Below are 21,949 nucleotides of genomic sequence, written 5' to 3' on the forward strand. Positions count from 1 at the left end.
CCTCGAGGACGGGCCGGTCGAAGAACTCTCTCGGCAGGGGCGTACGGTCGGGGCTCGCGATCATGCCGTCCGAGGGTACTGGAGGCGGGTGGACCACGGGCTGGTCACGCCGGCGCCGCGGTGGCCAGGGTGAGGGGCACACGGAACCGGCCGCGGCCGGATCGCGTTGTTAGGGATCGGAGTCCGGCGCACGAGGTGCTGCGGGCCGGTGGATCAGGTGTGGCCCGCTGGGGTCGCCTGGAGAGGGAGAGACATGGCGTTCAAGAAGCTGCTGGCGAGTCTGGGGGCCGGCGGGGCCTCGGTCGAGACGGTGCTGCACGAGGTCAACGTCGTTCCTGGGGGCGTGGTCCAGGGCGAGGTGCGGATCCAGGGCGGGTCCGTGAACCAGCAGATCGAGGGGCTGTCGGTCGGTCTTCAGGCCAAGGTCGAGGTCGAGAGCGGCGACCAGGAGTACAAGCAGAACATCGAGTTCACCAAGCAGCAGCTGGGGGGCGCCTTCGAACTGCAGGCGGGCGCGGTGCACGCCGTGCAGTTCGGGCTGGAGATCCCATGGGAGACGCCGATCACGATGATCGACGGTCAGCCGCTGCGCGGGATGGACATCGGTGTGACCACCGAGCTGGCGATCGCGCGGGCCGTGGACTCCGGTGACCTCGACCCGGTGAACGTGCACCCGCTGCCGGCGCAGAAGGCGATCCTGGACGCGTTCATCCAGCTCGGCTTCCGCTTCAAGAACGCGGACATGGAGCGGGGCCAGATCCGGGGTACGCGGCAGAGGCTGCCGTTCTACCAGGAGATCGAGTTCTTCCCGCCGTCTCAGTACCGCGGGCTGCACCAGGTGGAGCTGAGCTTCGTCGCCGACGCGCAGGCGATGGACGTCGTGCTGGAGATGGACAAGAAGCCGGGTCTGTTCAGCGAGGGCAGCGACACGTTCCGCTCCTTCCAGGTGGGGCTGAACGACTACCAGGGGACCGACTGGGCGGCGTACCTGAACCAGTGGCTGTCGGAGGTCGGCTCCAAGCGCAACTGGTTCTAGGCTCGTCCGCGACTGAACGTCATCGATCAGGAGGTACCGAGGTGACCGAGCACAAGCGGCGGCCGCTCCCCCATGACTTCCATCCGCCCGTTCCGTCGTTCACGGTGACGAGCGACGATGTGACGGAGGGGGCGGCGCTCAAGGACGCTCAGGTCCACGCGGCGGGCAACACGTCGCCGCATCTGCGGTGGGAGGGTTTCCCGCCGGAGACCAAGAGCTTCGCCGTGACCTGCTACGACCCGGACGCCCCGACGGGCAGCGGGTTCTGGCACTGGGTGGTGTTCGACATCCCGGCCTCGGTGACCGAGCTGCCGGCCGGCGCCGGCAGCGGCTCGTTCGAGGGGCTTCCGGCGGGCGCCGTCCACGCGCGGAACGACTACGGCACCAAGGAGTTCGGCGGTGCCGCGCCGCCGCCCGGGGACGGTCCGCACCGGTACGTGTTCACGGTGTACGCGGTGGACCAGGAGAAGCTGGGTCCGGACGCGGACGCCTCTCCCGCCGTGGTCGGTTTCAACCTGCGGTTCCACACGCTCGCGCGGGCGCAGCTGATCGGTGAGTACGAGGTGCCCGCGGAGTCCTGAGTCCTCCGCGTGACGCCGGACGTTCCCGGAACGTTTGCCCGCCCCTGGTCCTGGAATTGATCAGGGGCGGGCATTTTTTCCGCCGGGGTCCCCCGGGAGGCGTCTTCCGGGGGAGCAGCGGATATTGCGTTGTCCCTCCCGGCGCGCCCGGCCAGAGTTGTTCCAGCTCGCCGAGGGGCGGGCCGGTGCGCACGGGAGGTGGGCTGGTATGCGGGACACGCTGGTGCTGAACGCGAGCTTCGAGCCGTTGTCGACGGTGACGCTGAACCGAGCTGTCGTTCTGGTGCTGCAGGACAAGGCCGTCGTCGAGCAGGCCCATCCCGAACTGCGGATGCGGGGAGCCGCGGTCGACATACCGGCGCCCCGGGTGATCAGGCTCTGCCGGTATGTGCGGGTGCCGTTCCGCAGACGTGCGCCGTGGTCGAGGCGGGGTGTGCTGGTGAGAGACCGGCACCGGTGCGCGTACTGCGGCCGGAGGGCGACGACGGTCGACCATGTGGTGCCGCGGTCGCTCGGCGGGCAGGACACCTGGCTGAACACGGTGGCGTCGTGCGCCGAGGACAACCACCGCAAGGCCGACCGGACACCGGAGCAGGCGGGGATGCCGCTGCTGCGTGAGCCGTACGAGCCGACGCCGGCGGACGCGATGCTGTTGGCTCTCGCCCGGGATGACTTCGAGGCGCTGCCGGAGTGGCTGGCGTTGGACGCCGCGTGACGGCTCGCCGTAGGGGCTGAGTTGACCGCCCCCCTGCGGGTTGTTCGTGGTTGATCGCGCAGTTCCCCGCGCCCCTTCAGGGGGTGCGGGGAACGCGTGTTTTCTGGGCGCTCTCAGTCGATCGAGGGGTTCTCGCGGCGTTCCTGGGCGGGGACGTTCGCCGTGGTGCCGTTGCCACCCAGGCTGGAGCCGAAGTTGCCGACGGCGCCGGAGAGGCCCTTGAGGGCGTCGCCGATCTCGCTGGGGACGATCCACAGCTTGTTGGCGTCGCCCTCGGCGATCTTCGGGAGCATCTGGAGGTACTGGTAGGAGAGCAGCTTCTGGTCCGGGTCGCCGGCGTGGATGGCCTCGAAGACCGTGCGGACGGCCTGGGCCTCGCCCTCGGCGCGCAGCGCGGCGGCCTTGGCCTCACCTTCGGCGCGCAAGATCTGGGACTGCTTCTCGCCCTCGGCGCGCAGGATCTCGGACTGCCGGACGCCCTCGGCCTGGAGGATGGCGGCGCGCTTGTCGCGGTCGGCGCGCATCTGCTTCTCCATCGAGTCCTGGATGGAGGTGGGCGGTTCGATGGCCTTGAGCTCGACGCGGTTGACGCGGATGCCCCACTTGCCGGTGGCTTCGTCGAGGACGCCGCGCAGGGCCGCGTTGATCTCCTCGCGGGAGGTGAGGGTGCGCTCGAGGTCCATGCCGCCGATGATGTTGCGCAGGGTGGTGACGGTGAGCTGCTCGATGGCCTGGATGTAGCTGGCGACCTCGTAGGTCGCGGCCCGGGCGTCGGTCACCTGGTAGTAGATGACGGTGTCGATGTTGACGACCAGGTTGTCCTGGGTGATCACCGGCTGCGGCGGGAAGGGGACGACCTGCTCGCGGAGGTCGATGCGGTTGCGGATGGTGTCGATGAACGGGACGACGATGTTGAGGCCCGCGTTGAGCGTCCGCGTGTAGCGGCCGAAGCGCTCGACGATGGCGGCGCTGGCCTGTGGGATGACTTGGATCGTCTTGATCAGGGCGATGAAGACCAACACCACCAGGATGATCAGGACGATGATGACCGGTTCCATCGTCGGTTCCCCGAACCCTTCTTAGCCTCGGCGCCTACGGCAGGTCGTGTGTGCCTGTGCACGGTCGTGCGGTTGTAGATCTTGCTGGTCGAGTCTGTCAGACCGCGGGCCCAACCGGGGGCGTGTTCGCGCCGGTTGTTCGCACGGGAGGTGCGGGATCACATGATGATCGCGGTGGCCCCCTCGATGTCCACGACGTCGACCTCCTGGCCGGCCTCGTAGGAGCGGCCGGTGTCGAGGGCGCGGGCCGACCAGACCTCGCCCGCCAGTTTGATGCGGCCACCGCTGCCGTCGACGCGTTCGAGGACGACGGCCTGCTTCCCCTTCAGGGCGTCGACGCCGGTGGCGAGTTCGGGCCTCTGGGAGCGGTGTCTGCGGGCGATGGGGCGGACGACGGCGATCAGCGCGGTCGAGACGACGGCGAAGACCGCGACCTGGGCGACGGCTCCGCCGCCGAAGATGCCGGAGACCACTGCGGCGGCGACGGCGCCCACCGCGAGCATGCCGAGTTCGGGCATCGCGGTGATCACCAGCCCGATGCCGAGTGCCGTCGCCCCGATCAGCCACCACAGCCATGCGTCGATGTCCACACGGGTCATGGTAGAACCGCGCACCCGGTCACGGACAGGGCGCGGTCGGTCGAACGGGCCCCGTGGTGCCGGGTGTTGTGCGGGGGGGTGGTGCGGCGTCAGCTCATCGGGAGGCCCTGCGCGGTCCAGCGGTCGCCGACCTGCTCCACGACGAGCGGGAGGCCGAAGCACAGGGACAGGTTGCGGCTGGTGAGTTCGAGCTCGAGCGGGCCGGCGGCGAGGACCTTGCCCTGACGGATCATCAGGACGTGGGTGAAGCCGGGGGCGATCTCCTCCACGTGGTGGGTGACCATGATCATGGAGGGGGCGATCGGGTCGCGCGCGAGGCGGCCGAGGCGGCGCACCAGGTCCTCGCGGCCGCCGAGGTCGAGGCCGGCGGCGGGCTCGTCGAGGAGGAGCAGCTCGGGGTCGGTCATCAGGGCGCGGGCGATGAGGGTGCGCTTGCGCTCGCCCTCGGAGAGGGTGCCGAACTTGCGGTCCAGGTACTCGGACATGCCCAGACGGTCGAGGAAGGCACGGGCGCGCTGCTCGTCGATGTCCTCGTACTCCTCCTGCCAGCCGGCGGTCATGCCGTAGGCGGCGGTGAGCACGGTCTGCAGGACGGTCTGCTTCTTGGGCAGCTTGTCGGCGAGGGCGATGCCGGCCACGCCGATGCGGGGGCGCAGTTCGAAGACGTCGGTGCCGGGGCGGCCGAGCGTCTCGCCGAGGATGGTGGCGGTGCCCTTGCTCGGGTAGAGGTAGCTGGACGCGATGTTCAGCAGGGTGGTCTTGCCGGCGCCGTTGGGGCCGAGGATGACCCAGCGTTCGCCCTCCTTGACCGACCAGGAGACCTGCTCCACCAGAGCCCGGCCCTCGCGGACCACGGATACGTCCTGAAGTTCCAGAACATCGCTCATGAGCGCCTTGTCTCCCCTTGCAGTGTGGCCGGTCTCGGCTGTCGCGTACGCCTTGTGGGTCGGTCCGCCGCACCCGTGGGCGGGAGCCCCTCATGAAATCTACGCCACCGGCCGACCCGGACATTCCATCGGTCCGGCTTCCGGGCGCTGTCTAGGGTGTACGCATGCTTTCGGAACCACGCTCCGGTCGTCTCGCCGCTTGGGGCAATGCCCTTCTTGCCGGACTTGTCTCTCCCGACGAGGCGGTGCTCGCCGTGGTCGGGGAGGACGCGGTGCACCGTGTGGAGGGGGTGCCCGGGGAGTCCGCGCCGGTGGGGCTGACGCTGGCCCTGGGGCGGCTGCGGGGGCTCGGGGTGTCGGGGCTGCGGGTGGCGCTGCCGGCGCCGGGGCATCCGCTGGGGCTGAGCGGCCCGCCGGAGTTCAACGCGCGGGCGCTGGAGGCCGAGGAGGCCGTGGTGTGCCAGGGGGCGGCGCTGGGGCTGGTGCCGGAGGTGACGGAGGCCGGGCCCGAGGGCGATGTGCATGTGGAGGTCCTCTGGCACTGTCTGCCGGTGCGGGAGGCGCCGCCGGCGGACGTGCCGTCGCTGGGTGAGGCGGAGCGGGAGCTGGCGGAGGCGCTGCGGGAGGCGACGGAGGCGCTGACCCGGCTGGACGTGGCCGGGTCGGGTCCGGTCGCGGAGGCGGCGATCGACGCGTACCGGGCGCGGGCCACGGCGTCGCGCGGGCGGGACGTGCTGGCGCCGGGGTATCCGCCGCGTGCCGTGCGGGTGCTGGAGCTGGCGCAGCGGGTGGGCGCGCTGGTGTCGCTGGCGACGGCGCACGGGCACGGTGGCGCGGTGAGCGCGTCGGAGATGTCGGCGCGGGCGCTGGCGCTGCGGCCGGTGGAGCGGACGGCCCGGCGGGCGCAGGTGGCCGCGTACAACGCGTTCGTGGAGGAGCGCGGGGCGCGCTGAACACGGCCCCGGGCCTCAAAGGCAGGGACGAGCCCCGGCGCCGGGTGGGGGCGGGCGGCCGGGGCTTGTCGTCTGGTGCCGTCGGTCGTCAGTCGTTGACGGCGACGTTGCCGAAGGCGGGGTTCAGCACGCCGATGACGTTGATGCTGTTGCCCGACACGTTGACCGGGACGTCGACCGGGACCTGGACGAGGTTGCCGGAGACGACGCCCGGGGAGCCCACGGCCTCGCCGTGCGCGTGGCTGCCCTCGGTGGCGGAGGCCATGCCCGCACCGGCGGCGAGCAGACCGCCCGCCACCATCGTCACGGCGGCTGCCTTCTTCAGGTTCTTCACTTTCCGTTCCCCTCCTTGCGACGACCGCGGCGAGCGCCGCGGTCCGCACTGGGCAACGCACGGCACGGGCCGGGGATACGGAACCCGGGGGCCATTCCCCCTACGGTATGAATCTCGCACCGGAGGGGAACCTTCCGGGTGATGGCGCAGCGGCGGTCAGCCGCTGATCCCGTGCCGTACGGCCCACAGCGCGGCCTGGGTGCGGTCCGCCAGGTCGAGCTTCATCAGGATGTTCGACACGTGTGTCTTCACCGTCTTCTCGGAGAGCACCAGGGCGCGGGCGATCTCCCGGTTGGCGCGGCCGTCCGCGATCAGCCCGAGCACCTCGCGCTCCCGCTCGGTGAGGGAGCCCGCGCGTCCCGCGCCGGAACCGCTCTCCTCCTGGGACAGCAGCGCGCCCGCCACCTCCGGCTGCAGCAGCACGTGCCCGGCGTGCACGGAGCGGATGGCGCCGGCCAGCGCGTCGGGGTCGATGTCCTTGTACACGTAGCCGGCGGCGCCCGCGCGGAGGGCGGGGATCACCGTGCGCTGCTCGGTGAAGCTGGTGACGACCAGCACCCGGGCGCGGTGGTCCAGCTCGCGCAGCCGGCGCAGCGCCTCCACGCCGTCCATGCCGGGCATCTTGATGTCCATGAGGACGACGTCGGGCTGGAGCTCGCCGGCCAGGGCGACCCCCTCCGCGCCGTCCGCGGCCTCGCCGACGACCTCGATGTCGTCCTGCACCTCCAGGAAGGTGCGCAGACCACGCCGGACCACCTGGTGGTCGTCGACCAGCAGCACCTTGATCGCGTCAGCCACCGGGGACCTCCATCTCGATGGTGGTGCCCTTGCCGGGCGCCGATTCCACGGTCAGCCTGCCGCCGACCCCGCTCGCCCGGTCCCGCATGGAGACCAGGCCCAGATGGCGGCCCGCCCGGCGGACGGTGTGCGGGTCGAAGCCGCGTCCGTCGTCGCCCACCCGCAGCACCGCGCCGTTGCCGCGCCGCTCCAGGGACACGTCGACGTGTGTCCCGCCGGAGTGGCGCAGGGCGTTGTGCAGCGCCTCCTGGGCGACCCGCAGCACCGCCTCCTCCTGGGCCGCGGGCAGGGCCCGCACACCGTGGCCGGTGAAGGTGACGCGCGCGCTGTGGGCGCGGTCGAGCACCTGCACCTGGGTGCGCAGGGTGGCGGCCAGCCCGTCCTCGTCGAGGGCGGCGGGGCGCAGTTCGACGACCGCCGCGCGCAGTTCGTCGGCGGCCTCGGCGGCCAGCTCCGCCACCTGCTGAAGCTCGCCCTTGGCGCGGGCCGGGTCGCGGTCCACGAGACGGGCGGCGGCCTGGGCGGTGAGGCGCAGGGAGAACAGCTTCTGGCTGACGGCGTCGTGCAGTTCGTGGGCCAGGCGGGAGCGCTCCTCGGCGATGGTCAGCTCGCGGCTGCGTTCGTAGAGGCGGGCGTTGGTCAGGGCGATGGCGGCATGCTGGGCCAGGATGCCGAGCAGTTCCTCGTCGTCCTCGGTGAAGCCGCAGGCGCCGTCCGGCTTCGGGCAGTTCTTGTTCGCGAGGAACAGGGCGCCGAGCACCTCGTCGCCGTCGCGGATGGGCAGGCCCAGGAAGTCGACGAGGTCGGGGTGGGCGCTGGGCCAGCCCTCGAAGCGGGGGTCGCGGCGCACGTCGGCGAGGCGCTGCGGGGCGGCGTCGTCGAGCATCGCGGCGAGGATGCCGTGCCGGCGCGGCAGAGGGCCGATGGCCTTCCACTGCTCGTCGCTGACGCCGTCCACCACGAACTGGGCGAAGCCTCCGTGGTCGTCGGGCACGCCGAGGGCGGCGTACTGGGCGTCGAGGAGTTCGCGGGCGGAGACGACGATCGTCTTGAGGACGTCGCGCACCTCGAGATGCCTGCTCATGGCCAGCAACGCGGAACTCACCGCGGCGAGGCCGGACCGGGGGCCGTGGCTCATGCCGTCACGGTACCGGCGGGACGCGGGCCCGCGGATCGGACCGCTGTCCGCCCCTGTCCCCCGTCGCTGGTCCTAGGTCCCGGGCCCGGGTCCGGCCGTCGCGGCCTAGGGCGCGGGGCGGGGGCGTCCCGGCGTAGGCCGAAGGGACCCGGGCGGCTGCGTCCCGCGCCCGAGGCGGCGTCCCGGCCCGGCTTCCTACGTTGATCACACGCCGACAGGGCGGGACGACACGACGGACGAGGGGACGGTTGTCATGCCGGTTGCGATCATCACGGGAGCCTCGAAGGGGCTCGGACGGGCACTGGCCGTGGGGCTGGCGGAGCGGGGCTGGGATCTGGTGCTCGACGCGCGGGGCGCGGACCGCCTGGCCGAGACGGTGGTGCTGGCGTCGGCGCACGGCACGCGCGTGACGGCGGTGCCCGGGGACGTCACGAACCCCGCGCACCGGGCGGAGCTGGTGGCGGCGGCCTGGCGTCTTGGCGGGGTGGACCTGCTGGTGCACAACGCGAGCGCGCTGGGCTCCGAGCCGCTGGTGCGGCTGGCGGAGCTGCCGCTGGAGGGGCTGCGGCGGGCGCTGGAGGTGAACCTGGTGGCGGCGCTGGGTCTGGTGCAGGAGGCGCTGCCGCTGCTGCGGGCCGCCGAGGCGGGCGCGGTGCTGGTGGTGAGCTCGGACGCCGCCGCGGAGGCGTACCCGACGTGGGGCGGCTACGGCGCGTCCAAGGCGGGCCTCGACCGGCTGGCTGCGGTGCTGGCGGAGGAGGAGCCGGGGCTGCGGGTGTGGTCGGTCGACCCCGGGGACATGGCGACGGAGCTGTACGCGGCGGCCGTGCCGGACGACGACGATCCGCGGCCGGAGCCCGAGACGGTGGTGCCGGGGTTCCTGCGGCTGCTGGAGGAGCGGCCGGCCAGTGGCCGCTACGGCGCCCCGGCGCTGCTGGAGGGACGGCGGTGACGGTCACCTTCCAGGTGCCGGCGGAGCTGTCGGCGCGGGTGCCGGCGGAGCTGCGGGCGCCCGGCCGGGACCGGGACGCGGTACGGCTGCTGGTGTCGCGGGGCGCCGAGGTGTCCCACCACGCCTTCGCGGAGCTGCCGCTGCTGCTGCGCGCGGGCGACCTCCTGGTGGTGAACACCTCGCCCACGCTGGCGGCTGCCGTCGACGGCCGGATCGGCGACGCGCGCGTGGTGGTGCACTTCTCCACCCGCGGCGACGACGGCCGCTGGGCGGTCGAGCTGCGTGATCCGGACGGGCGCGGCACCACGCGCGTGCGCGCGGGCACGCGTGCGGGTACAGGGGTGCGGCTGTCCGGGGGTGCGCGGCTGAGGGTCGAGGAGCCGCTGAGCGCGGGGGCGTCACGACTGTGGTGGGCGCGGGTGTCGCGGGACGTGCCCGGGCTGCTGCGGGAGCACGGGCGGCCGATCCGGTACGCGTACACGGAGCGGGACCAGCCGCTGTCGGCGTACCAGACGGTGTTCGCGCTGCCGTCGCGGGACGGCTCGGGGAGCGCGGAGATGCCGAGCGCGGGGCGTCCGTTCACCGCGCGGACGGTGACGGAGCTGGTGAGCCGCGGGGTGCAGTTCGCGCCGGTGCGGCTGGACACGGGGGTGGCGTCGGCGGAGGCGCACGAGCCGCCGTACCCGGAGCGGTTCGCGGTGCCGGAGGCGTCGGCGCGGCTGATCGGCGCGGTGCGGGCGGGCGGCGGCCGGGTGATCGCGGTGGGGACGACGGCGGTACGGGCGCTGGAGTCGGCGGCCGGTCCCGACGGGGCGGTGCGGGCCCGTGCGGGGTGGACGGACCTGGTGGTGACCCCGGAGCGGGGGGTGCGGGTGGTGGACGGGCTGCTGACCGGGCTGCACGAGCCGGAGGCGTCGCACCTGCTGATGCTGGAGGCGGTCGCGGGGCGGGAGGCGGTCGCGCGGGGCTACGAGGAGGCGCTGCGCGGGCGTTACCTGTGGCACGAGTTCGGGGACGTGCACCTGCTGCTGCCGCCCTGACCGAGGACGCGGAACTCCTCACCCAGCGCGTTGCGCCAGCAACACGCGGTAAGGAGGGCGGGGGTCCGGTGTGAGGCCGGGCATAGGGCGCACATCACGTACGAAGCGGAGTAGGAGACACATAACCTCCCATACGAGCGGGGCGAACAGTCCGATCTGCCCGGTTTCCCACCCCCCTGATCCACTATCCGGCTTCGTAGGTCACATCTTTGCCGAGCGATTTTGCGGCCGCTAACAATGGCTGCGTCGCTCAGCGCCGTGGGCTTTCCGCCCGCGGCGTTCGCGTGCCGAAGAAGCACCGGTCCCCCCGGACATCGAGCGACCTCCGCGCTATTCGAAGAGGTCCGTTTCGCATGCCCAAGCACATCCTCACCCGTGGTCATGGTCGAGCCCTGAGTCGTCACCACAAGGTCGCCGCCGCGGGCGTCGCCGCTCTCGGCGCCGCCGCCATCGGCCTCTCGGCGGTCCCGAGCAACGCCTCGACGACGACCACGGCCGAGGCTCCCGCCGAGACGGCGAAGGTGGCCTACAGCACCCAGCAGATCCAGGGCGTCGAGCCCGACGTCAACAGCCAGTTCGCCGCCGCCGGCCTGAAGGTCGAGCAGATCGCGGCGAAGAAGCAGGCCGCCGCAGAGGCCGCCGCGAAGAAGCAGGCAGCCGCGGAGAAGAAGGCGGCCGCCGAGGCCAAGGCCGCGAAGGCCCGCCAGGCCGCTGAGTCGGCGAGCCGTTCCGCCGAGCGCGCCGAGGTGAAGAAGGCCGCTCCGAAGAAGTACGGCGACAACCTCGACGGCTGGATCCGCGAGGCCATGTCCATCATGAAGAAGCACGGGATCCCCGGCTCCTACGAGGGCATCCACCGCAACATCATGCGCGAGTCCTCCGGCAACCCGCAGGCGATCAACCTCTGGGACATCAACGCCCAGAACGGCATCCCCTCCAAGGGTCTGCTCCAGGTGATCCCGCCGACCTTCGAGGCGTACCACGTCAAGGGCACCCCGAAGGACATCTACGACCCGGTCGCCAACATCGTCGCCGCCTGCAACTACGCGGCCGACAAGTACGGCACCATGGACAACGTCGACAGCGCGTACTGAGAGGTCGGCGCGGACCTCTCCTGCCGCACACAGACGCCGAAGGGCGGCACCCTCCTGACGGGGTGCCGCCCTTCGGGATCGTACGGCGGTACTACTTGCGCATGACCTCGGGCTCGTGGCGGCGCAGGAAGCGTGCCACGAAGAAGCCGCAGACCACGCCGAGCGCGAGCAGCGCGCCCATGTCCGTCGCCCACGCGGCGGCCGTGTGCTCCCACAGCGGGTCGGCGCTGTCGCCCTTGGCCGGCGGGCTGATGTTGTTGAAGTCCAGCGTCGCGCCCGCGGCGGCGACCGCCCAGCGCGACGGCATCAGGTACGACAGCTCGTTCACGCCGACCGAGTTGGCCAGCGGGAACAGGCAGCCGGTGAAGACGACCTGGACGATCGCGAACATCACCAGCAGCGGCATCGTCTTCTCGGCGGTCTTCACCAGGGCCGAGATGATCAGGCCGAACATCATCGCGGTGAAGCCCAGCGCCATGATCGGGATGCACAGTTCCAGCAGGATCTGGCCGCCGAGGACGAGGCCCTCGTCGGGCACCGTGCGGCTGGAGAAGCCGATCACGCCGATCATCAGGCCCTGGATCATGGTGATCAGGCCGAGCACGAAGACCTTCGACATCAGGTACGCCGAGCGGGACAGGCCGGTGGCGCGCTCCCGCTCGTAGATCACGCGTTCCTTGATCAGCTCACGGACGGAGTTGGCGGCGCCGGCGAAGCACGCGCCCACCGCGAGGATGAGCAGCACCGTGAGCGCGGTGCCGTTGGCGACGGGCCGGCCCGTTCTCGGGTTGATCTCCGTGTTGACCAGCAGGTCCTTCCCCTGGTCGATGAGCAGGCTGACCGAGCCGAGGACCAGCGGCAGGATGATCGACAGGGCGAGGAAGCCCTTGTCGGAGGCGATCACCGACACGTACCGGCGCACCAGGGTGGAGAACTGCGACGCCCAGCCCTGCGGCTTCGGCGGCTTCATCGCCTGCATCGCGGGGACCTGGACGGACTGCGGGGCGACGGCGTCGATGTCCGCGGCGTACATCTGGTAGTGCTGCGAGCCCTTCCAGCGGCCCGCCCAGTCGTAGTCGCGGTAGTTCTCGAAGGCGGAGAAGACGTCGGCCCAGGTGTCGTAGCCGAAGAAGTTCAGCGCCTCCTCGGGCGGGCCGAAGTAGGCGACGGAACCGCCCGGCGCCATCACCAGCAGCTTGTCGCAGATCGCCAGCTCGGCCACCGAGTGGGTGACGACGAGGACGGTGCGGCCGTCGTCGGCGAGGCCGCGCAGCAGCTGCATGACGTCCCGGTCCATGCCCGGGTCGAGGCCGGAGGTCGGCTCGTCCAGGAAGATCAGCGACGGCTTGGTGAGCAGCTCCAGCGCCACCGACACGCGCTTGCGCTGGCCGCCGGACAGGGACGTGACCTTCTTGTCCTTGTGGATGTCCAGCTTCAGCTCGCGCAGCACCTCGTCGATGCGGGCCTCGCGCTCGGCCGCCGTGGTGTCGGCGGGGAAGCGCAGCTTGGCCGCGTACTTCAGGGCCCGCTTGACGGTCAGCTCCTTGTGCAGGATGTCGTCCTGCGGGACCAGACCGATGCGCTGGCGCAGCTCGGCGAACTGCTTGTACAGATTGCGGTTGTCGTACAGCACCTCGCCCTGGTTGGCGGGCCGGTAGCCGGTGAGCGCCTTGAGCAGCGTCGACTTGCCGGAGCCGGACGGGCCGATGACCGCGATCAGGGACTTCTCCGGGACGCCGAAGGAGACGTCCTTCAGGATCTGCTTGCCGCCGTCGACCGTGACGGTGAGGTGGCGGGCGGAGAAGGACACCTCACCGGTGTCGACGAACTCCTCGAGCCGGTCGCCGACGATCCGGAACGTCGAGTGACCGACGCCCACGATGTCGGTGGGGCCGAGCAGTTGCGAGCCGCCCTTGGGGATCGGCTGGCCGTTGACGTACGTGCCGTTGTGCGAACCCAGGTCGCGGATCTCCATGCGCCCGTCGGGCGTCGAGTGGAACTCCGCGTGGTTGCGGGACACCTGGAGGTCGGAGACCACCAGGTCGTTCTCCAGGGCACGGCCGATGCGCATCACGCGGCCGAGCGAGAACTGGTGGAACGTCGTGGGACTGCGGTCGCCGTAGACCGGCGGCGCCCCCGCGCCACCACCGGGTCCCTGCTGCTGGGGGATGTGCGGCGCGTTCTGCTGCGCGACGCCCTGCTGCTGCGGCTGCTGCCAGCCCTGCTGGGCGGGCGGCTGCTGCTGAGCGGGCGGCTGCTGCGCCCAGCCGGCGCCCGCGCCCTGGGCGGCGTACGGCTGCTGCGGCTGGGCCTGCGGCACGGCGGCGCCGACACCGGACAGCGTGACGCGCGGCCCGTCGTTCGCGTTGCCCAGGTTGAGCACCGTGTCGGCGGTGAACTCCAGGTGGTGGATCCGCTGCCCCTGCACGAAGGTGCCGTTGGTGCTGCCGTGGTCCTCGATCACCCAACCGCGGCCGTTGAAGCTGACCGTGGCGTGACGCCAGGACACCCTGGCGTCGTCGAGGACGACGTCGCCCTGCGGGTCACGTCCCAGGGTGTAGGACCTGGACGGATCGAGCGTCCAGGTACGTCCGTTTGATTCCAGTACGAGTTCCGGCACTCCATGCCCCACTGAGTTGTTCCCCCGAATTTCCCCCGTCGCAGGGAGTCTAGGGATGTCGAACATCGGGGGGAACTATTTCAGGCCCGGCCCTCCGACCGAAAGTCGGCCCTGTCACGACCCCGCGACAAGACGTCTACGGCTCTGCCCGGACGGGGGTTGAAATCCCCTCGGAGAGTGGTAAACCCCGCGAGGGGGACATGTGCGGCCTGCCGGGCCGCTCCGCGGATCGGGGGGTCTGCCATGAGTACTGCCACAGGCTCCGCAGGGCCGGGACGCGACGCCGGTGTGCCGTGGGCGGACGTGGTGATGTCCGCGGTCGCCGCGGTGAGCTGGGCGCTGATCGGGATGGCGGGGACGGCGGCGCTGGGACTGCATCTGCTGGACGCGGACACGGCGGGGTCGTTGGCGCCGATGACCGCCGCGGTGGTGGCGCTGGCGGTGGGCGGTTCGGTCACGCCGACGGGAGACGTGTCGGCGTTCGGGCTGTCCGGGGCCGAGGCGGATACGGCGGTCGGCGTGATGCCGCTCGGCGTGGGGCTGGTGGGGGCGCTGCTGCTCTCCCTCATCTTCCTGAAGTCCTCACGGGCGGCGGGAGTTGTGGTGTCCGGCCGTGAACTCGCCGCGCGGGCGGGCGCGGTGGTCGCGCTGTCCGTGGCGACGGCGGGCGGGCTGGTGTGGGCGGGCCACGACGTGATCACCGTCGACGTGGCCGCGCTCGATGTGGACGGTCTGCCCGGCTCGGACGGCGGCGGGGGGCTGGTCGTCCCGGGGCTGGGCGACATCGGGGAGCTGCTGCCGGACCGGGTGGGGGACCTGGCCGGCGCGGAGGTGACGGTGGGGTTCACCGTCGACACGGCGCCGACGCTGCTGGCCGGCCTCGGCTGGCCGGCGGGCGTGCTGCTGATCGCCCTGCTGGCGTCCCGCCGCACTCCCCTGCCGCGCGGCTGGGACGCCCTGCACCGGGTGGTGCGGCCGGCGGTCTCGTCGCTCGTCGCGGTGCTGCTGGTCGCGGTGGCGGCGGGGTTCGCCGCCGCGGGGTACGCGGCCATCGGCGACGACCACCCCCGGCGGATCGCCGGGGCCGCGCTGCTGGGAGCGCCGAACGGTGTGTGGCTGGGGGTGTCGGCCGGGCTGTTCGTCCCGTGGGACGCCCAGGGGAACGGGGCGCTCCTGGGGGCCTTGCCCCATCCCCTGGACGATCTGCTGCGGAGGGGGACGGAGGAGCCGGTCACTCTGGGTGCGCTGGCCGGGTTGGACGGGCGGGTGTGGCTGCTGGGGGTGGCCGCGGCGACGGCGATGCTGCTGGTGGGCGTGGAGACGGGGGTGCGGACGCCGGTGGTGGGGAGTACGCCGGGGGCGGGTGGTTTCGCGGGGCGGTGTGCGGTGCGGCTGAGCGCCGCCGCGGCGGTGACACTGCCGGTGCTGGTGTGGCTCACCGAGGTGTCCGTGGGCGGCTCGCTGTCCGTGCTGGGGTACGACGTCTTCGACGCGGGGCTGGACCTGCGCGGGCGCCTCGGCGCAGCGGCGCTGCTCGGCGCGGTGTGGGGCGCGGGGGCGGGCGCGGCGGGGGCTCTACTGGCGTGGGCGTGCGGGGTGGCGGGGACGCGGGTGGCGGTACTGGCACGGGGTGCCGAAGGCTTGCCGACGTCGGCGCCCTCGGGGCCCTACCGGCCGGGGACGCCGTACCGCCCGCCCCACCCGGAGACCAATCCGTACCTACGGCTGCCGGGGGCGCGGACGGAACGGGCCTCCCCCGAGGACGCGGTGCCGGGACGGGGCACGCCTGCGGGGTCCGCCCGCTCGCCGGCACCGGGGAACGGGGCGGACGACGTGGCCGCGGCCCCCACGGTCATCAGCCCCACCCCGCCACCACGCCCACCCCGCCCGGACCGCCGACGCCTGTGGCCGGACAAGGTCCCACCGCCTCCCCCGCCTCCTCCTCCCGCGCCCCGCCCCTCGGGTGTACGCGAGCCCGAGCGACGAGACCCGGACGGCAGGGAGCCGCGCGGGAGGAACGGGGAGGGGGACGGCCGGGGGCCGGTAGGACGGTAGGGGCGGGCCGAGCCCGGACCCGGCGGCGGCGCCGGGGCGGCGCCCAGAGCGGCCGGGCGGGCCGGGGCAGGCGCGCCGTCACCGGAGCCGGTGCGGGCGGCGCCGTGCAGCCGTGCGCAAACGGCGGGGTGGCACTCGGGCCGCAGGCCGGGAGCAGGCCGGCACGCCCGACGCCGGGTCGGGGGCCGGAGCATCGGGGATCCGCAGGGCTGGGGCCCGGTTCACGTGTCCTCGGCTGCGCCGGGGGATCCGCTGTGCGCCAAGCCGGCATCGGACCTGGCCGATGCCCGCCGGGTAGGCACGCAGGGTGCGTGGGCCGACCGGGCCGGTCGGATCCGGGCGCCCGACGCCGGGTCGGGGCCGGGGCCTCGGGGATCCGCGAGGCTGGGCCCCGTTCGCGTGTCCTCGGCTGCGCCGGGGAACCCGCTGTGCGCCAAGCCGGCATCGGACCTGGCCGGTGCCCGCTGGGTGGGCACGCAGGGTGCGTGGGCCGACCGGGCCGGTCGGATCCGGGCGCCCGTCGCCGGACCCGGGCACGGTCCGTGTGTTCACGGCTGGGGCGAGACGGGGGCGCGGCCCCGGACGGGGTGGTGGGGGTGTCCGGAGGGCGGACCGCGCGGGCGCGGGGCACTGGGTGCCGGATACGGTGGGAACACCATGAGCGCATCGCAGACCTCCGACGTTCCCACCCTCCTGGTCAAGATCTTCGGCAAGGACAGGCCGGGCATCACGGCCGGCCTCTTCGACACCCTCGCCGCCTACTCCGTCGACGTGGTCGACATCGAGCAGGTCGTCACCCGTGGTCGCATCGTGCTGTGCGCGCTCGTGACCCAGCCCCCGGCGGGGATGGAGGGCGACCTGCGGGCCACCGTCCACAGCTGGGCGGATTCGATCAAGCTGCAGGCGGAGATCATTTCGGGCAAGGGCGACAACCGCCCCCGCGGTCTCGGCAGGTCCCTGGTGACCGTGCTGGGCCACCCCCTCACCTCGGAGGCGACGGCGGCGGTCGCCGCGCGGATAACCAAGGCCGGCGGCAACATCGACCGTATCTTCCGGCTCGCCAAGTACCCGGTGACCGCCGTGGAGTTCGCGGTGTCCGGCGTGGAGACGGAGGTGCTGCGCACCGCGCTGGTGACGGACGCGGCCCGGTTCCGGGTCGACATCGCGGTGGTCGCGGCGGGGCTGTACCGCAGGGCGCAGCGCCTGGTGGTGATGGACGTGGACTCCACGCTCATCCAGGACGAGGTGATCGAGCTCTTCGCGGCACACGCCGGCTGTGAGGACCAGGTCGCCGAGGTGACGGCGGCGGCGATGCGCGGGGAGCTGGACTTCGAGCAGTCGCTGCACGCGCGGGTGGCGCTGCTGGAGGGGCTCGACGCCTCCGTGATCGACAAGGTGCGCAGCGAGGTGCGTCTGACGCCGGGCGCCCGCACCCTGATCCGTACGCTCAAGCGGCTCGGCTACCAGGTGGGCGTGGTGTCGGGCGGCTTCACCCAGGTCACCGACGATCTGAAGGAGCGCCTCGGTCTGGACTTCGCCCAGGCGAACACGCTGGAGATCGTCGACGGCAAGCTGACCGGCCGGGTGACCGGCGAGATCGTGGACCGGGCGGGCAAGGCCCGGCTGCTGCGCCGGTTCGCGGCCGAGGCGGGGGTGCCGCTGTCGCAGACGGTGGCGATCGGTGACGGCGCGAACGACCTGGACATGCTGAACGCGGCGGGTCTCGGTGTCGCCTTCAACGCCAAGCCGGTGGTGCGCGAGGCGGCCCACACGGCCGTGAACGTCCCCTTCCTGGACACCGTCCTCTACCTGTTGGGCATCACGCGGGAAGAGGTCGAGGCCGCGGACACGCTCGCGGGCGACTGAGCCGCGCGGACCGGCCGTGACGACGGACGGGCCCGGCGCCGACAGGGTCGGTGCCGGGCCCCTGGCGTGCCGGGCGGGTCAGTCAGCCGGGGGTCACTCGGTGGGCGCCCAGTAGTCGGCCAGGGTGGCGGTGCCGGGCTCCAGGGACTTCCAGGGGCCGCTGAAGGTCAGGACCGCGAAGGCGGCGGCCGGGAAGCCGCGCCGCGTCATACGCTCGCGGGCGTCGCCCTCGGACGCGCCGGCCAGGATGTCGGCCAGCCCCTGCACGCCCGGGTTGTGTCCGATCAGCAGGACGTTCTGCGCGTCGTCGGGGGTCTCGTTGAGCAGGGCGATCAGCTCGCCGGGCGAGGCCTCGTAGATCCGCTCCTCGTAGACGGTCTTCGGCCGCTTCGGGAACTCGTGGACCGCGAGCTTCCAGGTCTCGCGGGTGCGGACCGCCGTGGAGCACAGGGCCAGGCCGAAGGCGACGCCGGTGTCGGCCAGCTTGCGGCCGGCGGCCGCGGCGTCCAGGCGGCCTCGCTCGGCGAGGGGCCGCTCGTGGTCGGACACCGGAGGCCAGTCGGCTTTCGCATGCCGGAAAAGGACAATCCTGCGGGGTTCTGCGACGCTCATGGCACCCAGCTTCGCATGAAACAGGCCACAGGGCGCAGGGAGTTGACCGGCGCCTCGGACGCGTTCAGCGGGCTATGAGCTGCTGCGCCCGCTCGACGAGGAGGGTGAGCGCGGGCTCACCGGCGGTCGCGTGCGCGTCGGAGGGGTTGAGGACGAGGGCGAGCAGGGCCACGAAGGCGAGGGCGGGGAGGGCCAGGGCCCACCACGGCAGCCGGGTGGCGGCACCGCCCCGGGGGGCCGGGACGGGCCGGGAGTGCGTGCGCGCCGACATGGGGCCTCCGCTCTTCGAGTGCTCCGTGCCCGCCGCTCGCGGCCACATCTCGAAGGTACGGATCGGCGGGGCGCCAACCCATCCGGTGATCCACCCACTTGACCCTGAGCCTGGCCCCCTAGGGGACAGGGGTGCCAGCACCACCCTCAGGGCACGGAACCGGCCACCGCGCTCAGGGCGCGAGCACCGTCGCGATGACGCCGATGACGATGAAGATCGCGAAGAACGCGCCGAAGACGAGCAGCATCTTCTTCTGGCCGTTCTGCGGGTTCGGGTCGAGGACTGGCATGGGGAAAGTGTCGCACCCTTCCCGCCCGGCACCGGCCACGGGGTGCCCGGCGGGCGCGGCGTCACCCCGGACCGTACGCCTCAGCGCGCCGCCTCGTCCTCCACCGTGCGGTCCCGCCCGGCCACCACCCCGACGATCATCTGCGGGACCATCAGCCCCGCCATCAGCGCGATCGGCAGCCCCCAGCCCCCGCTGTGCTGGTACAGCACGCCCACCAGCAGAGGCCCGGGGATGGAGATCAGATAGCCGGTGCTCTGTGCGAACGCGGACAGCTGGGCCACGCCCGCGCCCGTCCGCGCCCGCATGCCGACCATGGTGAGCGCGAGCGGGAAGGCGCAGTTGGCGATGCCCACCAGCACCGCCCAGGCCCACGCGCCGGCGGCCGGGGCGAAGTAGAGGCCCGCGTATCCGAGCAGGCCGCTGACGCCCAGCACGAGCACGATCGGGCCCTGGCGGGGCAGCCGGGCGGCGAGGCGCGGGATGACGAACGCCAGGGGGACGCCCATCACCATGGTGACGGCGAGCAGCAGTCCGGCCCGGCCCGCGGGGACGCCCGCGTCACGGAAGATCTGCGCCATCCAGCCCATGCTGATGTAGGCGGCGGTGGCCTGGAGACCGAAGAACACGGCCAGCGCCCACGCCGTGCGACTGCGGGTGATGCGCAGCACCGGCGCCTGCCCGGCGGGCCGCTCCTCCGGCCGCCCGCCGCCCTGCCGCGACGCCGGCGCGCCCTCCCCCGGGGCCGAGGCGCCGCGGTCCCGTACGAAGGCGAGCCAGGGCAGGACGGCGGCCGCGGCGAGGGCCGCCCAGACGGCGAGCCCCGCCTGCCAGTCGCCGCCGAGCGCGTCGGTCACCGGGACGGTCACGGCCGCCGCCGAGGCGGTGCCCAGGGCCAGGGCCATCGAGTACAGGCCGGTCATGGAGCCGACCCGGTCGGGGAACCAGCGCTTGACGATGACGGGCATCAGCACGTTGCTGACGGCTATGCCGCCGAGCGCGAGGCCGCTGGCGAGGAGGAAGGCGGCCGTGCTGCCGACGAAGGGCCGGACGAGCAGGCCGGTGGCGATGGCGGCCATGCCGGCGCACACCACGGCGCCGGGGCCGAAGCGGCGGGCCAGGCGGGGCGCGGTGACGCCGAGGACGGCGAAACACAGCGCGGGCAGGGAGGTGAGCAGCCCGGCCACGCTGCCGCTCATGCCGAGCCCGTCGCGCACCTCTTCGAGCAGGGCGCCGAAGCTGGTGATGGCGGGGCGCAGGTTCAGGGCGGCCAGCACGATGCCGACGACGAGCAGCCGTGTCCGCCACGCGCGCGTGGAGGCACCGGGGCGTTCCGGGCGCGCGGTCGTGGCGGGCGTACGGGCGGCGGCGGACGCGGTCGTCCGGGTCTCGTCACCAGTCATACGAGTCATGTGACCCATCATAGAATCATGGGATGATTGGCTGTCCATGTTGTCCATGTCATTGGCGCTGGCGTTGGCGTCACCGGCGCCGTACGCGGCCTCTGCCGTGCGAAGGTGAAGCATGCCTCTGAGCCATCCGCGCCGATCCGCGCTGTCCGAACAGGTCATCGCCGCCCTGCGGGCCCAGATCGCCTCCGGCGAGTGGCCGGTCGGCTCACGCATCCCCACCGAGCCGGAGCTGGTGGAGCAGCTGGGGGTGGCGCGCAACACGGTCCGTGAGGCGGTGCGCGCGCTGGCGCACAACGGGCTGCTCGACATCCGCCAGGGCTCGGGCACCTATGTGGTCGCCACCAGCGAGCTGGCGGGCGTGATGCACCGCCGCTTCGCCGGCGCCGACCCCCGGCACATCGCCGAGCTGCGCTCCTCCCTGGAGTCCTGGGCGGCGCGGCTGGCGGCGCAGCGGCGTACGGAGAAGGACCTCAAGCAGCTCGACGCGCTGCTGCTGCGCCGCGAGGAGGCCTGGGAGTCGCGCGACGCGGAGGCGTTCGTGACGGCGGACGCGACGTTCCACATGGCGGTCGTGGCGGCCTCGCACAACGACGTGATGACCGCGCTGTACGCGGACCTGGGCGAGGTGCTGCGGGACTGGCTGCGCGACGACGTGGGCGGGGACATGTCGCCGGAGACGCACATGGACCACAGCCGGCTGGTGGACGCGATCCGCGCGGGCGACGAGGCGACGGCGGCCGAGGAGGCCGCCGCCTACCCCCTGGCGTGCAAGCCGGGGCGGTTCACGGCCTCCGCGGGCGACTGAGCGCCCTTCCGGATACGCGAGGGCCCGCGTCCCCTGGGGGACGCGGGCCCTCGTGAGGCGTACGGTCAGGCGCCGACGGCGTGCAGACCGCCGTCCACGTGGACGATCTCGCCCGTGGTCTTCGGGAACCAGTCGCTCAGCAGGGCGACGACACCGCGGCCGGCCGGCTCCGGGTCCTTCAGGTCCCACTCCAGCGGGGCGCGGTTGTCCCACACCGAGGCCAGCTCGGCGAAGCCGGGGATGGACTTGGCGGCCATCGAGCCGATGGGACCGGCCGAGATCAGGTTGCAGCGGATGTTCTGCTTGCCCAGGTCGCGCGCCATGTAGCGGCTGGTCGCCTCCAGGGCGGCCTTCGCCGGGCCCATCCAGTCGTACTGCGGCCAGGCGTACTGCGCGTCGAAGGTGAGTCCGACGACGGAGCCGCCGTTCTGCATCAGAGGCAGGCAGGCCATGGTCAGCGACTTCAGCGAGAACGCCGAGACGTGCATGGCCGTGGCGACCGACTCGAACGGCGTGTTGAGGAAGTTGCCGCCGAGGGCGTCCTGCGGCGCGAAGCCGATGGAGTGCACGACGCCGTCCAGGCCGCCGAGCTCCTCGCCGACGACGTCGGCCAGGCGGCCCAGGTGCTCGTCGTTGGTGACGTCGAGCTCGATGACCTTGGTGGGCTTGGGCAGCTTCTTGGCGATGCGCTCGGTCAGGGTGGGCCGCGGGAACGCGGTCAGGATGATCTCGGCACCCTGCTCCTGGGCCAGCTTCGCGGTGTGGAAGGCGATGGAGGACTCCATCAGCACACCGGTGATCAGGACGCGCTTGCCCTCGAGAATTCCGCTCATGTGT

23 protein-coding genes (1 of these 23 cut by a window edge) are annotated in these 21,949 nt (G+C 72.6%); 10 read left to right on the plus strand and 13 right to left on the minus strand.

Annotated elements, in window-relative coordinates:
* Positions 1–64: the 5' portion of a DNA-3-methyladenine glycosylase gene (locus tag ACP7TJ_RS06595; protein ID WP_093767684.1), read on the minus strand. 578 nt of this gene lie to the left of the window's left edge; 64 of the gene's 642 nt are visible here — the first part of the coding sequence; the start codon lies at positions 62–64; its stop codon lies off the left edge, out of view.
* 189 nt (positions 65–253) lie between these two features.
* Here ACP7TJ_RS06595 and ACP7TJ_RS06600 point away from each other — a divergent pair, with 189 nt between their 5' ends.
* The 3 genes from ACP7TJ_RS06600 (at position 254) to ACP7TJ_RS06610 (ending at position 2,332) form a co-directional block, all read left to right on the plus strand.
* Positions 254–1,036, plus strand: coding sequence for a sporulation protein (locus ACP7TJ_RS06600; protein ID WP_093767683.1), 783 nt, complete (start codon positions 254–256; stop codon positions 1,034–1,036).
* Positions 1,037–1,077: 41 nt separating this feature from the next.
* Positions 1,078–1,617, plus strand: coding sequence for a YbhB/YbcL family Raf kinase inhibitor-like protein (locus ACP7TJ_RS06605; RefSeq protein ID WP_093767682.1), 540 nt, complete (start codon positions 1,078–1,080; stop codon positions 1,615–1,617).
* 208 nt (positions 1,618–1,825) lie between these two features.
* Positions 1,826–2,332, plus strand: coding sequence for an HNH endonuclease (locus ACP7TJ_RS06610; protein ID WP_093767681.1), 507 nt, complete (start codon positions 1,826–1,828; stop codon positions 2,330–2,332).
* 113 nt (positions 2,333–2,445) lie between these two features.
* On the opposite strand, the gene ACP7TJ_RS06615 is transcribed toward ACP7TJ_RS06610, so the two are convergent.
* The 3 genes from ACP7TJ_RS06615 to ACP7TJ_RS06625 all read right to left on the minus strand — a co-directional run bounded on the left by ACP7TJ_RS06615 (position 2,446) and on the right by ACP7TJ_RS06625 (position 4,876).
* Positions 2,446–3,390 (minus strand): SPFH domain-containing protein, encoded by a 945-nt coding sequence (locus tag ACP7TJ_RS06615; RefSeq protein WP_048458542.1) that lies wholly within the window; start codon positions 3,388–3,390, stop codon positions 2,446–2,448.
* Positions 3,391–3,548: 158 nt separating this feature from the next.
* Positions 3,549–3,989, minus strand: a complete 441-nt coding sequence (locus ACP7TJ_RS06620; protein WP_093767680.1) for an NfeD family protein — start codon at positions 3,987–3,989, stop codon at positions 3,549–3,551.
* An 89-nt stretch (positions 3,990–4,078) separates the two neighbouring features.
* Complete coding sequence (locus tag ACP7TJ_RS06625; RefSeq protein ID WP_024887131.1) at positions 4,079–4,876, minus strand: ABC transporter ATP-binding protein; 798 nt, start codon at positions 4,874–4,876, stop codon at positions 4,079–4,081.
* Positions 4,877–5,040: 164 nt separating this feature from the next.
* On the opposite strand from ACP7TJ_RS06625, the gene ACP7TJ_RS06630 reads away from it, so the two are divergent.
* Positions 5,041–5,829 carry a hypothetical protein gene (locus tag ACP7TJ_RS06630; RefSeq protein ID WP_093767679.1) on the plus strand — a complete coding sequence of 263 codons (789 nt, stop codon included), beginning with the start codon at positions 5,041–5,043 and terminating at the stop codon, positions 5,827–5,829.
* 88 nt (positions 5,830–5,917) lie between these two features.
* Here the strand turns inward: ACP7TJ_RS06630 and ACP7TJ_RS06635 are convergent, their stop codons facing one another.
* The 3 genes from ACP7TJ_RS06635 to ACP7TJ_RS06645 all read right to left on the minus strand — a co-directional run bounded on the left by ACP7TJ_RS06635 (position 5,918) and on the right by ACP7TJ_RS06645 (position 8,099).
* Positions 5,918–6,163 (minus strand): chaplin, encoded by a 246-nt coding sequence (locus ACP7TJ_RS06635; protein ID WP_093767678.1) that lies wholly within the window; start codon positions 6,161–6,163, stop codon positions 5,918–5,920.
* A gap of 156 nt (positions 6,164–6,319) precedes the next feature.
* On the minus strand, positions 6,320–6,961 hold the full coding sequence (locus ACP7TJ_RS06640; RefSeq protein WP_093767677.1) for a response regulator: 642 nt from the start codon (positions 6,959–6,961) through the stop codon (positions 6,320–6,322).
* Positions 6,954–8,099: a GAF domain-containing sensor histidine kinase gene (locus ACP7TJ_RS06645; RefSeq protein ID WP_093767676.1), complete on the minus strand. Its 1,146-nt coding sequence runs from the start codon at positions 8,097–8,099 to the stop codon at positions 6,954–6,956. Before ACP7TJ_RS06645 ends, ACP7TJ_RS06640 begins: the two co-directional genes overlap by 8 nt.
* A gap of 253 nt (positions 8,100–8,352) precedes the next feature.
* Here ACP7TJ_RS06645 and ACP7TJ_RS06650 point away from each other — a divergent pair, with 253 nt between their 5' ends.
* The 3 genes from ACP7TJ_RS06650 (at position 8,353) to ACP7TJ_RS06660 (ending at position 11,185) form a co-directional block, all read left to right on the plus strand.
* Positions 8,353–9,051 (plus strand): SDR family NAD(P)-dependent oxidoreductase, encoded by a 699-nt coding sequence (locus ACP7TJ_RS06650; RefSeq protein ID WP_427762437.1) that lies wholly within the window; start codon positions 8,353–8,355, stop codon positions 9,049–9,051.
* The gene (locus ACP7TJ_RS06655) at positions 9,048–10,091 is read left to right on the plus strand and encodes an S-adenosylmethionine:tRNA ribosyltransferase-isomerase (RefSeq protein ID WP_093767674.1); all 1,044 of its coding nucleotides are present in this window, start codon (positions 9,048–9,050) and stop codon (positions 10,089–10,091) included. The genes ACP7TJ_RS06650 and ACP7TJ_RS06655 overlap by 4 nt, the downstream gene beginning before the upstream one ends.
* Before the next feature lie 353 nt (positions 10,092–10,444).
* Positions 10,445–11,185, plus strand: coding sequence for a transglycosylase SLT domain-containing protein (locus ACP7TJ_RS06660; RefSeq protein ID WP_093767673.1), 741 nt, complete (start codon positions 10,445–10,447; stop codon positions 11,183–11,185).
* A 91-nt stretch (positions 11,186–11,276) separates the two neighbouring features.
* On the opposite strand, the gene ACP7TJ_RS06665 is transcribed toward ACP7TJ_RS06660, so the two are convergent.
* Entirely contained in the window at positions 11,277–13,805 is a 2,529-nt protein-coding gene (locus tag ACP7TJ_RS06665) for an FHA domain-containing protein (protein ID WP_246532151.1), read from the minus strand.
* 243 nt (positions 13,806–14,048) lie between these two features.
* Between ACP7TJ_RS06665 and ACP7TJ_RS06670 the strand changes: the two genes are divergently transcribed.
* Complete coding sequence (locus ACP7TJ_RS06670) at positions 14,049–15,860, plus strand: streptophobe family protein (protein WP_427762440.1); 1,812 nt, start codon at positions 14,049–14,051, stop codon at positions 15,858–15,860.
* 657 nt (positions 15,861–16,517) lie between these two features.
* Positions 16,518–17,726: a phosphoserine phosphatase SerB gene (serB, locus tag ACP7TJ_RS06675; protein ID WP_093767671.1), complete on the plus strand. Its 1,209-nt coding sequence runs from the start codon at positions 16,518–16,520 to the stop codon at positions 17,724–17,726.
* Between the two features lie 93 nt (positions 17,727–17,819).
* Here the strand turns inward: serB and ACP7TJ_RS06680 are convergent, their stop codons facing one another.
* The 4 genes from ACP7TJ_RS06680 to ACP7TJ_RS06695 form a co-directional block, all read right to left on the minus strand.
* Positions 17,820–18,338: a SixA phosphatase family protein gene (locus tag ACP7TJ_RS06680; RefSeq protein ID WP_093767670.1), complete on the minus strand. Its 519-nt coding sequence runs from the start codon at positions 18,336–18,338 to the stop codon at positions 17,820–17,822.
* Positions 18,339–18,402: 64 nt separating this feature from the next.
* Complete coding sequence (locus ACP7TJ_RS06685; protein WP_093767669.1) at positions 18,403–18,609, minus strand: hypothetical protein; 207 nt, start codon at positions 18,607–18,609, stop codon at positions 18,403–18,405.
* Between the two features lie 172 nt (positions 18,610–18,781).
* A complete protein-coding gene (locus ACP7TJ_RS06690) occupies positions 18,782–18,898 on the minus strand; it encodes an SGM_5486 family transporter-associated protein (RefSeq protein WP_006132620.1) in 117 nt (38 codons plus the stop codon).
* Between the two features lie 80 nt (positions 18,899–18,978).
* On the minus strand, positions 18,979–20,298 hold the full coding sequence (locus tag ACP7TJ_RS06695; RefSeq protein WP_167744984.1) for a CynX/NimT family MFS transporter: 1,320 nt from the start codon (positions 20,296–20,298) through the stop codon (positions 18,979–18,981).
* Positions 20,299–20,419: 121 nt separating this feature from the next.
* Here ACP7TJ_RS06695 and ACP7TJ_RS06700 point away from each other — a divergent pair, with 121 nt between their 5' ends.
* On the plus strand, positions 20,420–21,112 hold the full coding sequence (locus ACP7TJ_RS06700) for a FadR/GntR family transcriptional regulator (protein WP_093767667.1): 693 nt from the start codon (positions 20,420–20,422) through the stop codon (positions 21,110–21,112).
* A gap of 65 nt (positions 21,113–21,177) precedes the next feature.
* Here ACP7TJ_RS06700 and fabI read toward each other — a convergent pair whose 3' ends face one another.
* Positions 21,178–21,945, minus strand: a complete 768-nt coding sequence (gene fabI / locus ACP7TJ_RS06705) for an enoyl-ACP reductase FabI (protein ID WP_167744903.1) — start codon at positions 21,943–21,945, stop codon at positions 21,178–21,180.
* Positions 21,946–21,949 lie beyond the last annotated feature (4 nt).

The organism is Streptomyces sp. DSM 41931 (genome assembly GCF_050271085.1).
In the GTDB taxonomy this organism is placed as follows: Bacteria; Actinomycetota; Actinomycetes; order Streptomycetales; family Streptomycetaceae; genus Streptomyces; species Streptomyces albogriseolus.